We start from the raw sequence: 13,441 nt of genomic DNA, 5'->3' as shown, positions 1-13,441 counted from the left end.
AACAACAACTTCGCTGTCGGGACAATCGAATTGTTGTCATAATAGCCATGACAAAAACGCATAGCTAAGGTGAGATATGTCGCGTCGTTCATTTCCGCTTAATGCCGTAGAGACTTTTTTAGTGACCGCGCGTCACCTGAATCTGACCCATGCCGCAAAGGAGCTTTGTCTGACGCAGGGGGCGGTAAGCCGTAAAATCGCCGCGCTGGAAAGCTGGTTCGGCTTCCCGCTGTTCGAACGCCACGCGCGCGGCCTGCGTCTCTCATCACAGGGAAGCGCCCTGCTGCCGGAGCTGCAATCTGCGTTTGAGCATCTGCTGAACGTTGCCGAGCAGGCGCGGACGCACCAGACCGTGATCCGCCTGAAAGCGCCAACCTGCGCGATGCGCTGGCTGGTGCCGAGGCTGCTACAGGTGGAGCGTGAACAGCCGGATCTGCAAATTGCGCTGACCACCACCACCGATCATAACGTCAATTTCAAAACCGAATCCTATGATGCGGCGATTGTGTTTGGGACGCACATGAGCGCCGGCGATCTGCTGTTCGAAGAGGCCTTAACGCCGGTAATGAGCCCGCTGCGGGCCGGTTCTGCGCTGGAAACACTCACTTTCCTGCACCCGACGCGGGACAAAACGGACTGGACGCTGTGGCTGGCGAAACAGCCGCGCCCGGCGCCAGCTATGCTCAAAAATCAACACTTCGAGACGATGGATTTGGCTATTACCGCCGCTATTCAGGGGCTGGGCATCGCCATAGCGGATGAAACGCTGGTGGAGGAGGACGTGCGCGCCGGACGCCTGATGCGGCCTTACGATACGAGCATAAAAACCGGGGCGAGCTACCGGCTGGTATTCCGCGACGCACCCGGCCCGGAGAACGGGCTGGATGCGTTTCGTGCCTGTCTGCTCAGTCGAGGCTGACGTGGTGTTTCATCACCCGTTTGAAGAGGCTCATACGGGCACGCATGAAGCGGTTTTCAAGCCGAAAACCTGCATGTTTATTCACACCAATGCGTAACAGCACGTCCCGCCCTTTCCGGCAGGCGGGCCAGCGCGTCGGCCCCGGCAGGCTGTCACGTTTCCCCGCGTCCCGAGCGAAGCTCACCCAGTAGTCCGCCACCCGAGCCGCGAAGGTCAGATCGCGTTCGTTCACGTACTGTCGCGAGGGCTCGACCTGCCCGAGGGTATCGAACACGTAAGGCACTTCGTTGCCGTGCCATGCGCCGTTGATGTACGTTGCGTGCTCGGCTTCGGCCACATAATCAAACCAGTATCGCCAGCACAGGCCACCCGCTCGCTGCTGCGCCTGCATCACCACGTAGCCCATGGTGGTGAATGCCATGTCGCGGCACACCTGCCTGCCGAGCTCCTCATCGCCCTTCACGCCCGGATAAAGCAGCTTGATCAGCCCCAGACCAAAGCGCCGCTCGCGGCGGAGCTTCTGGATCTGCCCGGCCAGATCGACGCCGAACACCGACATCACGCTGGCTTCGTCGCTGTTCGACCCAATCATCACCGGCACAGGATGTTGACGGGCCGCGAAGAAGACGTCGAGCATGGCTTCAGGCAAAACGCAGTCGCCCACAATGGGCGCAGGCGCGATATTCAGCGGCGAGGTCAGCGGCCAGAACGCCTCCGGCGGGATCGCGCGAAGCTGTTCTGCGGTGGCGTTTTCCAGGCCGAAATGCGCGGCAATCGCTTCGCCTTTACGCATGGCCTGCTCGCGCGGGGTGTCCGGCAGCGTGTACCCGCTTTGCACAATGGCTTTATGGAACAGCCCTCCCGCAAGCGGGGACGCCATCAGCGAGAGTACGCTGCGCGCCCCGGCCGACTCGCCAAATACTGTGACGTTATCGGGATCGCCGCCGAACGCGGCAATATTATCGCGCACCCATTCCAGGGCCTGGATTTGATCGAGCAACGCAAAGTTATGCACTACGCGCTCTTCTTCACCCTCCAGCGCCGGATGGGCAAAAAAACCGAGGTGCCCAAGACGGTAATTTATCGTCACCACCACCGCGCCGCGCTTCGCCAGCGCCCTGCCGTTATACGGAGGCAGACCGCCAGCACCGAGGGTAAATCCCCCGCCGTGCAGCCAGACCATCACCGGAAGCGGCGCGGCGCGCGCGATCGGCGACCAGACGTTAAGGTACAGGCAATCTTCGGAGAACTGGCCGGGATCGCCGCCGCCCAGCTCCTGGCAGCTTTCGCCGCTCTGCCAGCTGGAGGCGGAGAACGCCGTTGCCGGGCGCACGCCGTCCCAGCGCCCGGGAGGACGCGGGGAGCGCCAGCGCAAAGAGCCAACCGGCGGGGCCGCATAGGGGATGCCGCACCACACGTGCGTATCGTCTTCAGTAAAACCAATCAGTGCGCCGTGGCGCGTTTCAACCACAGGGGCGGAGGGATTTTCCATAACAACCTTCTTTTTCCATCACACCCCAGCAGAGTAACGGTTTCAGAGCAAACCGCAACGCTGTTTGCTGCGCACTTCTGCCTCGTGGTAAAGGGAAAACTCGTCGTGTACCGCACAGCCGAGCGCGGCTTCGAAGGCCTGGCGGCTGGCATTGCCGTGGCTGCGCGCCTGCGTTTCATTGCCGAGATTTGACTGGAATATCCCCGCCGCGCTGACGGGCAGAAAATCTTCATAGGTGATCGGCTGCGCCACAACCCAGCCGCGCTCGATCAGCGGCTGCGGATCGTCGCCCGGACGAAACGCGTGGCGATGCGCCTCCCCTGTCGGGGTCAGACGGTAGCGGAAATAGGCCAGCTCCTGACGACGCAGGAACATTTCGCTATCCGGGAAGGCGCTGAAGATCTCGCGCAGATGAAGCTGGTGGGTCAGGTTGTCTTTACCGGTCCCGGCCTGGTTTAGCAGGCTGTCGTACAGCTCGCGTCCTTTTGGCGTAAGCGCCACGCCGCGCTGCTCAATTTCACCGAAACGCGCGGTATGGGTGCCCTGGTCTTCTCCCGCGAAAAGCACCGGCTCTTCCAGCGCCTTGAAGCTGGTCTGGCGCAGGAGGATCGGCACCTCGCGACGCGGTGGGCCTTCAATCAGAATTTTTGGCTCAATGCCGTACTTCGGCATCAGCTCCTGCACCCGGTCGATATCCAGCGTGCGCGGCGTAAGATGGTTAATATGGCACCCCGGGAAACAGACCACGTCGGCGATCAGGCGATGTTCGTTGCTCAGCGCCAGATAGGTTTCCCGATCCACCGTCGCATGGCGATGCCAGCGGAAGGTTTCTAAGGCTTCCTGCACAAATTCACGCGCCTGCGCTCCGGTAAAGTGTCCCTGCGCATCATGCAGGTCGATCAGTTCAAGGCAGCGCGGCGTAAAGATATTGCGTCGGGAGAGAATCTCCGCCGCCTTTTCGCGCAGCGCAACGTTTTCTATCAGCTCCAGGCGCAGCAGCGAGGTAAAAATGCGAAACGGATTGCGGCAGAGTGCCGCATCGTCCGTGGGACGAAACGCCGTCGAGTGGACGGGCACGCCCGCCTGGGAGAGATCGTAATAGCTGACCGGGTGCATGCCCATAATGGCGAAGATCCGGCGCAGGGTGGAAAGCTCCTGCGCGGTGCCAACGCGGATCGCACCGTGACGTTCAACATTCAGGCGCGCCAGTTCGTCTGCGTTTGCCAGTTGTTCGTGTAAAAGGGGGTTATTTTCCAGAACCGCCAGGTTAACGTCCGCCACCAGTTCCAGCAAGGTGCCGTACTGCGGAACTTCCTGCTGGTACATCGCCGACATAGCCTGCGAAAAGTGTTCCCGAATATCATCAGCCGTGATGGTGTTCGCCATGATGTCATGCCTCCAGTGAATACTACCTGGAGTGTAGAGAAGCTCGTTCCTTTCGTTGGGAAGAATTTAGAAATTGTGATCCAGGCAGACGAGTGGTCAAGGCGTGGACGTTTTCGAAAAACAGTTGTAACTCAAACAGATCAAATGTTAATAATATTTTGCTATCAGGTTATCAAATTCAAACATCTTAACTTGTCACCCGCGTCGCTCTGTTTTTAACATCGCCTATGGAAAAAAATGGTCTGTTCAGTCAGCGCATACGCTTGCGCCATTTGCATACTTTTGTGGCCGTCGCTCAACAGGGAACGCTGGGGCGAGCGGCTGAAACCCTTAACCTCAGTCAGCCTGCACTCTCCAAAACGCTGAACGAACTGGAACAGCTTACCGGAACGCGCCTGTTCGATCGCGGCCGTCTGGGCGCTCAGCTTACCCTGGTGGGTGAACAGTTCCTGACGCACGCCGTTAAAGTTCTTGATGCGCTCAATACCGCTGGTCAGGCGTTAAATCGTAAAGAGGAGCCGGCCAGCGATATCGTGCGCGTGGGCGCGCTGCCGACGGCGGCGCTGGGTATACTGCCTGCGGCGATCGGCCAGTTCCACCGCCAGCAAAAGCACGCCACGCTTCAGGTCGCGACCATGAACAACACCATGCTGCTGGCGGGCCTGAAGTCAGGGGAGCTGGATCTGGGCATTGGTCGAATGTCCGATCCCGAACTGATGAGCGGTCTTAATTACGAACTGTTGTTCCTGGAATCACTGAAGCTGGTGGTGCGTCCGAATCATCCTCTGTTGCAGGATACCGTCACCCTGAGCCGCGTAATGGAGTGGCCGGTGGTGGTCTCACCGAAAGGAACCGTTCCCCGTCAGAATGCGGAAGCGTTGCTGCAAATGCAGGGCTGCACGCTGCCGTCAGGATGTATTGAAACGCTTTCCGCGTCGCTTTCGCGCCAGCTGACGGTGGATTATGACTACGTGTGGTTTGTACCGTCCGGCGCGGTGAAGGACGATCTGCGACGCGGCGTGCTCACGGCGCTGCCGGTCACATCGCCCGGGGCGGGTGAACCGATTGGGATCCTGACGCGGGTAGATGCGCCGCTCTCTGAGGGCGCCCAGGCGCTGCTCAGCGCCATTCGTAAATCAATGCCTCTCTGACCGTAAACGCAGGACCCGCCGCGAGGGCGGGTCTGTTTTATTCAGAACGTTTCCCAGTGATCACCTGAAACGGCCGCCGCCGGGGTTAAGGGCGCGGGCTTGACTGCGGATGCAGCCGCGGTAGACCGTCCTGCGCGCGTCCCGTTGAGACGAAACGCACCAACGGCTTGCGTCAGACGTGCGCCCTGCTCTTCCAGCGAGGCCGCCGCCGCCGAGGCTTCTTCCACCAGCGAGGCATTTTGCTGCGTCACTTTATCCATTTCGGAAATCGCCTGGCTCACCTGAACAATACCGCGGCTCTGCTCATCGGACGCCGCCGCAATCTCGAGCATGATATCGGTGACGCGTTTCACCGCCTCGACGATCTCATTCATGGTATTGCCCGCCGCAACCACTTCCCCGGAGCCCTGATCGATAAGCGACACCGATTCATTAATCAGGCTTTCAATCTCTTTCGCCGCGTTCGCGCTGCGGCTTGCCAGCGTGCGGACTTCGCTCGCCACTACCGCAAAGCCGCGCCCCTGTTCACCCGCACGCGCCGCCTCGACCGCCGCGTTGAGCGCCAGAATATTGGTCTGGAACGCGATACTGTTAATCACGGCGGTAATTTCGGAGATCTTCTTCGAGCTGGTGGAAATATTACCCATGGTTTTCACCACGCCGGAGACCATTTGCCCCCCGCGGCTGGCCTTACCGGAGGCATCTTCCGCCAGCTTGCTGGCATGATGCGCGTTATCGGCGTTCTGTTTCACCGTCGCGGTCAGCTGCTCCATGCTGGCCGCCGTCTGTTCAATGGCCGCCGCCTGCTGCTCGGTACGGGATGAGAGATCGGTGTTACCCGCAGAAATCTCGCTGGTTCCCCGGTAGATCTCCTCCGCTCCCTGCCGCACGGTGCCCACGGTGGTAACCAGCGCGTGCTGCATCGTTTGCAGATCGCGCGTCAGGCGGCCAATTTCGCTGCGCCCGGTCGGTTCGTCCGGCAGGGTCAAATCACCTTTTGCGATATTTTCGATACGCGCTGCGGCGCGCTGGAGCGGGCTAATCACCGTGCGGCGCAGCACCACGAAGGTGATGACGGCCAGCGCCAGCGCCAGGCCGAAAGCGCCGAACATAAATATCAGCCCCAGCCGGGTGCGGGTGTGAGCCTGTGCCGTTAGCGCGTTCGCGCGTTCGGTGCGGATTTTAATCGCCTTCAGCAGCACTGCGTTATAGGCATCGTCCAGCGGACGCGCGGTCTCATTTTCGTGGTTGATTATGGCTTCAAACATGCCGTTTTTGGCATATTTCAGCATCGGCTGCATGCCGGCAATGTAGGCGTCGTAGCGGGCTTTCAGATCGCCATCCAGCGCTTCATCAGCCGGGGTGCGAACGGAGCGCTTCATATAGGAAGCAAATCCATCCTGCGACTGTTTGAGGCGGGTTTCGGCCTCAGCGATGTTTTGCTTCATCGCCTCCATTTCGGCAATACGGCTCGCGGCCCCCGCGTGGATCATGTTGATACGGGCCGTGCGTAAATGGTTCGAACTGTTTGACAGCCCGGTGCGCACCTGGATTTCCGCCGTGACATCCTGCTGATCGTTATCGGCCTGGAGCAGGAAATACCCTGCCAGACCCGAGCTCAATGCAAACAGGAGAATAATGCCACCGAGAATGGAGGAAAACAGCGGAACCAGCCGGATGTGATGCAAGAAACCAAGCTTGTGCTGCGTCTGCATCGATGTTGTGTTGTCCATGACCGTCGACTCTCTTATAGGTAAGATGCGTAAAAACACGCCTGTAAAAGAGTCATCGGCACGGACGGGGATAAAATTACGCCTAAAAGCGCCAGACAGTTCACACTTTAGAAAAGATTGGGGAAGAAATGCCAGCGGCAAAAACCGCTGGCAGAATAATCAGTTGTCGCCGAAATGGATAACGGTACGAATGGATTTTCCTTCGTGCATCAGATCAAAGGCTTCGTTGATCTGATCCAGCGGCAGGCGGTGCGTAATGAACGGGTCGAGCTGAATTTTGCCGACCATCGCATCTTCTACCATGCCAGGCAGCTGAGTACGGCCCTTCACGCCGCCAAATGCCGAACCACGCCATACTCGCCCCGTCACCAGCTGGAACGGACGGGTTTTGATCTCCTGCCCCGCGCCGGCCACACCGATAATAATGCTTTCGCCCCAGCCCTTATGGCAGCACTCCAGCGCTGAGCGCATCACGTTGACGTTGCCGATACATTCGAAACTGAAGTCCACGCCGCCGTCGGTCAGCTCAACGATCACGTCCTGAACCGGCTTATCGTAGTCTTTCGGATTGATGAAATCGGTCGCCCCCATTTCACCTGCGAGCGTGAATTTCTCCGGGTTGGTATCTACAGCAATGATACGACCGGCTTTTGCCTGTACCGCGCCCTGGATGACCGCCAGGCCGATCCCGCCCAGGCCGAACACCGCCACGGTGTCGCCCTCTTTCACTTTCGCCGTGTTATGCACCGCACCGATACCGGTAGTGACGCCGCAGCCGAGCAGACAGACTTTATCCAGCGGGGCCTGCGGGTTAACTTTCGCCAGCGAGATCTCGGCGCACACCGTGTATTCACTGAATGTGCTGGTACCCATGTAGTGATAAACAGGCTCACCGTTGTAGGAGAAACGGGTGGTGCCGTCCGGCATAAGCCCCTTGCCCTGCGTGGCGCGTACGGCCTGACAGAGGTTGGTTTTGCCGGACTTGCAGAACTTACACTCGCCGCACTCTGCGGTGTACAGCGGGATCACGTGGTCGCCGGGCTTCAGGCTGGTGACGCCTTCACCCACTTCCACCACCACACCGCCCCCTTCGTGGCCAAGCACCGCCGGGAATACGCCTTCCGGATCGTCACCGGACAGGGTAAACGCGTCGGTATGGCAGACGCCAGTGTGGGTAATTTTGATCAGCACTTCGCCTTTCTTCGGCGGAGCAACATCAATTTCAACGATTTTCAGCGGCTGGCCTGGGCCGAACGCGACGGCTGCGCGAGATTTCATGATGTCTTTCCCTTGTTGTGAGGTGTGTGGGTTTATTTTAGATAAGAGCGCAGCAAATGGCCGACTTCCGCCATTCGTACTGCCCGCTGGTCCGGGGTAGTCTCCCCCGTCACCAGCTCATCTTTGAGGTGAATTTCGACCATCTCTCCCATCAGGCCATTGGCAGCACCGCGCACGGCGGCGATTTGCTGCAAAATGGCGAGACAGGGCTCGCCCGACTCCAGCGCGCGCTCAAGGGCATCAACCTGGCCTCGAATGCGGCGGACGCGGGTCAGAATACGTTTTTTATCTTCGGGTGAATGCGGCATACGCCCTCCTGATACTATAGGGGGGTATAGTAGCTCGTATGCTATTGCTCTGTAAACCACAAGAAAAAAACGTTGAAATAAGCAAACAGCCTAAACGGTGCAAATGATATTTACGGTTTACTTTTGCCGCTGCGAAACCTATTTAGCTCGTAATGTTAAAAATCCACACTTATATGGCACGATGTGAACAGAAATAACATTCTCGTCACCTAACATACCTGCTACAAACAAAATGGTGGTGTTAATGATTGTACTAAAAAGCTTTTTATTCTTCGTTGGCGCGGCAGCAGCTTGCGCACTTATTATACTGTGTCTTTGGGTTGATATGCGGTTTGTTGGTCATGATATTCCGGAATTATCACTAACGGAAATTATGCAGGAAACGGTATTAGCGACCATCGTCTTTCTCCATTTTCGTCTGGCAAAAATGGACGAATCCATGCGTTACTGCAATATTCTGGTGGGCGGATTTTTCCTGACGATGTTAATTCGGGAACTTGATGCGCTTTTTGATCTTATTGCTCACGGGAGCTGGGTATGGTTCGCCCTCATTACCGCTCTGCTGGCCTTAATTCGTCCCGTTATGCATATTCGCGCTACCCTGGAACAGCTGGCAAAATACACCCAGTCCCCCTGGTATGGCATTTTGTTGAGCGGCCTGCTGGCCGTGCTGGTCTTCTCGCGACTCTTTGGCATGCAGGCGCTGTGGCACACCATTCTGGAGCATGGCTATATTCGTGTCGTGAAAAACGCCGTAGAGGAAGGTTCGGAATCGTTCGGCTATATGCTGTGCCTGGCTGCATCCCTTGGCTATTACGTTACCTTTCGCGCTAACGAACGCCAGAAATAATCCCTCGTCCCGCTGCGTATAAAAAGACGGCGAGGGAAATATCCATCAACTTCCCCCTTCGTATGTAATGGTGGTCAAGTAAGAAAGACATATCCTAAAAATGAGTCATCGGATGCCGATTTTAGTGAATTCCCTCTCACTCTTGCAAACAGCGGCTATCCTTAGACTGTCAACAAAAGGAGGTAAGAATGTCTGATTTCGACACTGATAAAAATGCACAATACGCTGGCGATAAAGCCAAAAACAAACTTGATGAATTGTCCGGCTCTGCACAGCAGCAGTTTGGTGAATTCGTTGATTCGCCTAAACACCAGGTGAAGGGTGCTGCGAAAAAATATGCTGCCCAGGCCAGTGACGCCGTCTCGGACGTCACTGAGGCCGTCAGGAACAACCCGCTAACGGGCTTAATCGCTGCGGGTGCGGTAGGTATCGTTCTGGGACTTCTGCTGGGACGTAAATAATTTCAGGCCCTCCGGGGCCTTCTTTTTTCCCCTCTTTTACCGCTTACTCCCCCCTAATTTTGATAGTTCTCATGGCGAAAGCCCGATCCTTACGAAAAACTTGTACAATTTATGTGTACAGATTTAACTGAATGGTATAAATTCGATGCCAGTGATGTTACAAAATTGTTTGTCAACGGTGGAAAATTATGCGTCGCAACCATGCTCCTTCAACAGCAGAAAGCGCTATTACTCTGTATTTTAACAAGGATAACGTGCCAACACAGCAGGAAACCCTTGGCGCCATCGTCAGTGAGATCATCAAAGAAAATGTACAATTGAGCAGAATGACAATTTGTACAAAGCTGCTGCGCAGAATCGAAGAATCAACGTCTGACGTTGAAAAAGCGCACTATAACGGTCTGATTGCCCTCTTCTTCGAGCGTTAACCTGAACACTGTTTTTTAACTTACTAAGTTAGTCATGCTGAGTGAGAATAGAGACTCTGGATGCGATGACTAACCCCATGCTACAGCCTGGCGCGTGTAGCAGAGTGAGATTGAAGCTATGCATAGAACTAAATTTGAACGACTTAAGGATGACCTTATCGGTGAGGCCGTTTTATCCATCATAAAAGAGAACGGACCCATTACCTTTGCGTCTCTTGCTAATCGCCTGCGGGCAATGGCTAACGTTGAATCAAATGATGAACGTAAAAATGCATTGATTGCTGCTGAAGATGAAGTGCGCCAGCGGGTAACTGGCGTATCGCACGATCGTGGAAGAGTGATGGGCGACTATGAAATTGGTCGCATGCGCTCTCTCTTCAGCCACACTACGCTTCTGACACCAGACAAGAAACACTAATTTTAACCGACACGGTGACCACCATGAGTAAAGCGATGACGCAGCAGACGTATAATTTTGAAGCACTGCACGATAAAGGACTGGCAGAACATTTCCTTAACGCCGGAAGGCATCTCAATGGTGAGGCTGAAGTGTTGGGCTCAGCAATACGCTGTATTCTGCTTACCGGTGACAATCTCTCGAATAAAGAGATTATTCTGCAACTGATTCACGCCCTGGAAATTACCGAAGAGCCTGAAGCCTGCGATGTCATTCGTAACACGCTTGAAATTGTTGTCGGTTTTACTCGCGATGATATCTGAGAAGTCATTATTGCGGCGGTGAGTGCCTGTTTTTTGCGGGTGGTCGAATACTTAAGTATGTCGTACTACCCGCATAGTGAGGCGATTAACTGAATAACCGTACCATCCTATCCAGCTCCTCTTCTTTCACTGCCCGTGAAAGGTAATAGCCCTGAAATCGCTTAACGCCTAACGCGACAAGTTTTTGAAATTTTTCCTCGCTATCGACGCCTTCCGCAATGCATTCGGTTCCCGTCATGTCGCTATAAACCTGTATCGCTTTTATAATGCTATAGTCTTTGTCGTTAGCCATAAAGTGCTCAACAATATCGCGGTCAAGCTTCAGTCCATCGACATTAATCTGTCTGATGGGCAACATTGCATGATATTTTGAAAAACAGTCATCCAGAAAAAGCCGACAACCCTCGGCGCGTAAACGCTGGAGGGTTTCGGGAATATTACTATCCTTTGTTACGTCTATCGTTTCAGCGAGTTCAAAGACCAGCTTCCCGGCCCACTGCGGTTTGAGTAACATTTCGACGGCCTTTTTTGCCATCCCCGGCAGCGCATTTCCCGAAGCAAGCTGGGGAGGAATATTAACTGAAAAATAATATTTCCCATTGTATTTATTGATACCCGACACAGCCGCATGGATAACAAGCGCCGTCAGCTTGAGCCATATTTCACTGTTTTTTATCCCTCCCAGAAAATGGGCGGGCTTCAGGATTTGACCGTTTTTATTCCAGCGCAGCAGGATTTCAAATCCAACGCCTTTTTTATCACCATCCGTAATAATTTGATAAGCCGCAAAGATCTCCCGCTTATGTAACGCCTGTAATACATCTATTTCGGTTTCCGAAAACGCCTGTGATTTATTCTTTACTGCACAGACTTCATTCCTGAATACGCGCGCGTCGCTAAACCATACCCGAATAAGATACAGTTTACCTAAACCCACCTTCCGATGGGTATAAATCGTTTTATCTGACAGCCCTAACCTTTCACACTGCTCTTTTATCGAAACGCCCCGATAAAAATTCAGCAATACGGTTAACTCGCGATGTGTTAAACCATGCAGATTTTCTTTACCCTCTTTATCCGGTACGTTACGCAGCAAGCGTAATGAGTCGGCACGCACGTCTGCATTATTTTTTACACAGCCCATTATTTCTGTAATATTCGCTATCCGGATCGTAGAAAGCTTTTTTGTATTATTAACGAGACTTCTCAACGTTGCATAAAGCCATCGCTCAGGTATTGCACCATACAGGGTGACGCTGCAAATCACCGGCAGTGCATTCAGAACGGACACCAGCCGCTTCAGGCTTTCCAGAAAGGCAGCAACGTCACGACCCAGAAAAACGGAAACCTCAGGCGATTGATTTTCCATCATTTTTTCAACGTCCGCAGAACATATTTCATCCTCTTCGAAATGAAGTCGCGTGACGTTTACGCCACAAGACTTAAGGAGCAAGCTATACCCCTCGAAGGTGAAACCGCAGGCTGAAATAACAAATCGTTGCTTGTAGCAAGCACCCTGCATAAAAGGTAAAGTTTGAGACATAACCTGCTCCTGAGAATGTAAACACCATTCCCGCATGTGATGAAAGCTCATCTTTTTTTCGCATTGAATAATGTTACCGCACCCCCTTTGGTTAATAAACCGTTATCAATGTTATACGCAGGAACATCTTTGCGTTAATCAACCGACTCATCCATATGCATCATAAATATTACTTTCTTTGCATATAACGACAGTAACCAGGGCTTTCTCAAGGTATAATGAAAATTCCGAAAAAGAAGTCCGGATACTTCATCTCATCGGCTAAGACATAAAAGAGAAAATGCTATGGATAATCACATCTCATCCAGAGCTTTGCTACATCGACGGGATGTCATTAAAAACAACCCGCGATTTAGTGAAGCTATAAGAGAACACTACAGAATCAATGACGCCATTTATAAAAAGCAGCCCTTATTCTACAAAACGATGCTTCAGGAATCACGGTTCAACATAATACTGTCAATGTGTTGTTTTGTTTTTGGCAATCAGGCTGAATCGGTTTCCGAGATTAAGGCGCTATGCTCTCGTTATAATATTGCCAGCCCTAACAGCGTTATTGCGATCATCACCATACTTAAAACCACCGGGCGAATTAAGACCTGGCGTTGTACCGAAGATCGGCGAAAAACAAAAATCGCGCCTACGGAAAAAGGGCTGGATGAGCTTAAGCGCTATATGTCCGGAGCGTTTACCCCTGTAAGCATTCTTTATCCGGCATTTAATATTGATGTTAACCTGATGGACAATGAAATTCTGAGGCACAACTTTTTCCGGCGCGCCGCAGAATATCTTTTCCGCGGATTAACATTCAAAAAAGTGCTTCCGGAGGTAGGCTTGTTCATCGATAAAGATGGTGGCCGAATGATTATGCTTTATCTCTATTTGCAGGCCATTAAAAATAAAACCGCACACGGCGCCACGATAGCGTATTCAGCCAGCACGCTGGCAAAAGAATTTTTCGTTTCGCGTATTCATGTTAACCGGATTATCAAATCGGCGCAGGAGGCAGGTTATCTTAAAGATCGCGGCGATGGCCGGATGTCGGTTTATCCGGCCTTTATCGAGCTTGTCGAAAATTATACCGGACTCTATTTTGCGTACGTCACGCATTACATCAACGTGGTACCGAAAGAACGGCGCCATACTCTTAACATGACGCCTTCACTCTAATC

The 13,441-nt window shown here is 53.8% G+C and carries 14 protein-coding genes; 8 read left to right on the top strand and 6 right to left on the bottom strand.

What is annotated here, in order from left to right:
• Window positions 1-76 precede the first annotated feature (76 nt).
• Window positions 77-919, top strand: coding sequence for a LysR family transcriptional regulator (locus tag N5C09_RS00540; protein ID WP_279748209.1), 843 nt, complete (start codon window positions 77-79; stop codon window positions 917-919).
• Here N5C09_RS00540 and N5C09_RS00535 read toward each other — a convergent pair.
• Window positions 906-2,411, bottom strand: coding sequence for a carboxylesterase/lipase family protein (locus N5C09_RS00535; protein WP_279748208.1), 1,506 nt, complete (start codon window positions 2,409-2,411; stop codon window positions 906-908). The genes N5C09_RS00540 and N5C09_RS00535 overlap by 14 nt on opposite strands.
• A 42-nt stretch (window positions 2,412-2,453) precedes the next feature.
• Window positions 2,454-3,797 (bottom strand): VOC family protein, encoded by a 1,344-nt coding sequence (locus tag N5C09_RS00530; RefSeq protein ID WP_193033751.1) that lies wholly within the window; start codon window positions 3,795-3,797, stop codon window positions 2,454-2,456.
• A gap of 227 nt (window positions 3,798-4,024) precedes the next feature.
• On the opposite strand from N5C09_RS00530, the gene N5C09_RS00525 reads away from it, so the two are divergent.
• A complete protein-coding gene (locus N5C09_RS00525; protein WP_063451367.1) occupies window positions 4,025-4,948 on the top strand; it encodes a LysR substrate-binding domain-containing protein in 924 nt (307 codons plus the stop codon).
• Window positions 4,949-4,989: 41 nt separating this feature from the next.
• Here the strand turns inward: N5C09_RS00525 and N5C09_RS00520 are convergent, their stop codons facing one another.
• The 3 genes from N5C09_RS00520 to N5C09_RS00510 all read right to left on the bottom strand — a co-directional run bounded on the left by N5C09_RS00520 (window position 4,990) and on the right by N5C09_RS00510 (window position 8,267).
• Window positions 4,990-6,681 (bottom strand): methyl-accepting chemotaxis protein, encoded by a 1,692-nt coding sequence (locus N5C09_RS00520; RefSeq protein WP_279748207.1) that lies wholly within the window; start codon window positions 6,679-6,681, stop codon window positions 4,990-4,992.
• Window positions 6,682-6,840: 159 nt separating this feature from the next.
• A complete protein-coding gene (locus tag N5C09_RS00515) occupies window positions 6,841-7,959 on the bottom strand; it encodes an S-(hydroxymethyl)glutathione dehydrogenase/class III alcohol dehydrogenase (protein WP_063866753.1) in 1,119 nt (372 codons plus the stop codon).
• Between the two features lie 32 nt (window positions 7,960-7,991).
• Window positions 7,992-8,267, bottom strand: a complete 276-nt coding sequence (locus N5C09_RS00510) for a metal/formaldehyde-sensitive transcriptional repressor (protein WP_063451370.1) — start codon at window positions 8,265-8,267, stop codon at window positions 7,992-7,994.
• Window positions 8,268-8,511: 244 nt separating this feature from the next.
• Between N5C09_RS00510 and N5C09_RS00505 the strand changes: the two genes are divergently transcribed.
• The 5 genes from N5C09_RS00505 (at window position 8,512) to N5C09_RS00485 (ending at window position 10,726) form a co-directional block, all read left to right on the top strand.
• A complete protein-coding gene (locus tag N5C09_RS00505) occupies window positions 8,512-9,117 on the top strand; it encodes a hypothetical protein (protein WP_063866754.1) in 606 nt (201 codons plus the stop codon).
• Between the two features lie 188 nt (window positions 9,118-9,305).
• Window positions 9,306-9,578 carry a CsbD family protein gene (locus N5C09_RS00500; protein WP_003857263.1) on the top strand — a complete coding sequence of 91 codons (273 nt, stop codon included), beginning with the start codon at window positions 9,306-9,308 and terminating at the stop codon, window positions 9,576-9,578.
• Window positions 9,579-9,766: 188 nt separating this feature from the next.
• Complete coding sequence (gene ycgZ, locus N5C09_RS00495) at window positions 9,767-10,006, top strand: regulatory protein YcgZ (RefSeq protein WP_003857265.1); 240 nt, start codon at window positions 9,767-9,769, stop codon at window positions 10,004-10,006.
• Between the two features lie 118 nt (window positions 10,007-10,124).
• Entirely contained in the window at window positions 10,125-10,424 is a 300-nt protein-coding gene (locus N5C09_RS00490) for a hypothetical protein (RefSeq protein ID WP_063866755.1), read from the top strand.
• Between the two features lie 35 nt (window positions 10,425-10,459).
• Window positions 10,460-10,726: a biofilm development regulator YmgB/AriR family protein gene (locus tag N5C09_RS00485; RefSeq protein ID WP_063867076.1), complete on the top strand. Its 267-nt coding sequence runs from the start codon at window positions 10,460-10,462 to the stop codon at window positions 10,724-10,726.
• A gap of 85 nt (window positions 10,727-10,811) precedes the next feature.
• Here the strand turns inward: N5C09_RS00485 and N5C09_RS00480 are convergent, their stop codons facing one another.
• Window positions 10,812-12,269, bottom strand: a complete 1,458-nt coding sequence (locus tag N5C09_RS00480; protein ID WP_279748206.1) for an EAL domain-containing protein — start codon at window positions 12,267-12,269, stop codon at window positions 10,812-10,814.
• Window positions 12,270-12,554: 285 nt separating this feature from the next.
• Here N5C09_RS00480 and N5C09_RS00475 point away from each other — a divergent pair, with 285 nt between their 5' ends.
• Complete coding sequence (locus N5C09_RS00475) at window positions 12,555-13,439, top strand: MarR family transcriptional regulator (protein ID WP_279748205.1); 885 nt, start codon at window positions 12,555-12,557, stop codon at window positions 13,437-13,439.
• The last annotated feature ends 2 nt before the right edge of the window (window positions 13,440-13,441 follow it).

It is taken from the genome of Enterobacter sp. GD03975 (genome assembly GCF_029838645.1).
In the GTDB taxonomy this organism is placed as follows: Bacteria; Pseudomonadota; Gammaproteobacteria; order Enterobacterales; family Enterobacteriaceae; genus Enterobacter; species Enterobacter quasihormaechei.
This window is presented reverse-complemented; position numbering and strand designations above follow the sequence as displayed.

Coding starts and splice junctions, on each gene's coding strand:
- N5C09_RS00540 (WP_279748209.1), top strand. CDS start 77: ATGTCGCGTCGTTCATTTCCGCTTAATGCCGTAGAGACTTTTTTAGTG.
- N5C09_RS00535 (WP_279748208.1), bottom strand. CDS start 2,411: ATGGAAAATCCCTCCGCCCCTGTGGTTGAAACGCGCCACGGCGCACTG.
- N5C09_RS00530 (WP_193033751.1), bottom strand. CDS start 3,797: ATGGCGAACACCATCACGGCTGATGATATTCGGGAACACTTTTCGCAG.
- N5C09_RS00525 (WP_063451367.1), top strand. CDS start 4,025: ATGGAAAAAAATGGTCTGTTCAGTCAGCGCATACGCTTGCGCCATTTG.
- N5C09_RS00520 (WP_279748207.1), bottom strand. CDS start 6,681: ATGGACAACACAACATCGATGCAGACGCAGCACAAGCTTGGTTTCTTG.
- N5C09_RS00515 (WP_063866753.1), bottom strand. CDS start 7,959: ATGAAATCTCGCGCAGCCGTCGCGTTCGGCCCAGGCCAGCCGCTGAAA.
- N5C09_RS00510 (WP_063451370.1), bottom strand. CDS start 8,267: ATGCCGCATTCACCCGAAGATAAAAAACGTATTCTGACCCGCGTCCGC.
- N5C09_RS00505 (WP_063866754.1), top strand. CDS start 8,512: ATGATTGTACTAAAAAGCTTTTTATTCTTCGTTGGCGCGGCAGCAGCT.
- N5C09_RS00500 (WP_003857263.1), top strand. CDS start 9,306: ATGTCTGATTTCGACACTGATAAAAATGCACAATACGCTGGCGATAAA.
- ycgZ (WP_003857265.1), top strand. CDS start 9,767: ATGCGTCGCAACCATGCTCCTTCAACAGCAGAAAGCGCTATTACTCTG.
- N5C09_RS00490 (WP_063866755.1), top strand. CDS start 10,125: ATGCATAGAACTAAATTTGAACGACTTAAGGATGACCTTATCGGTGAG.
- N5C09_RS00485 (WP_063867076.1), top strand. CDS start 10,460: ATGACGCAGCAGACGTATAATTTTGAAGCACTGCACGATAAAGGACTG.
- N5C09_RS00480 (WP_279748206.1), bottom strand. CDS start 12,269: ATGTCTCAAACTTTACCTTTTATGCAGGGTGCTTGCTACAAGCAACGA.
- N5C09_RS00475 (WP_279748205.1), top strand. CDS start 12,555: ATGGATAATCACATCTCATCCAGAGCTTTGCTACATCGACGGGATGTC.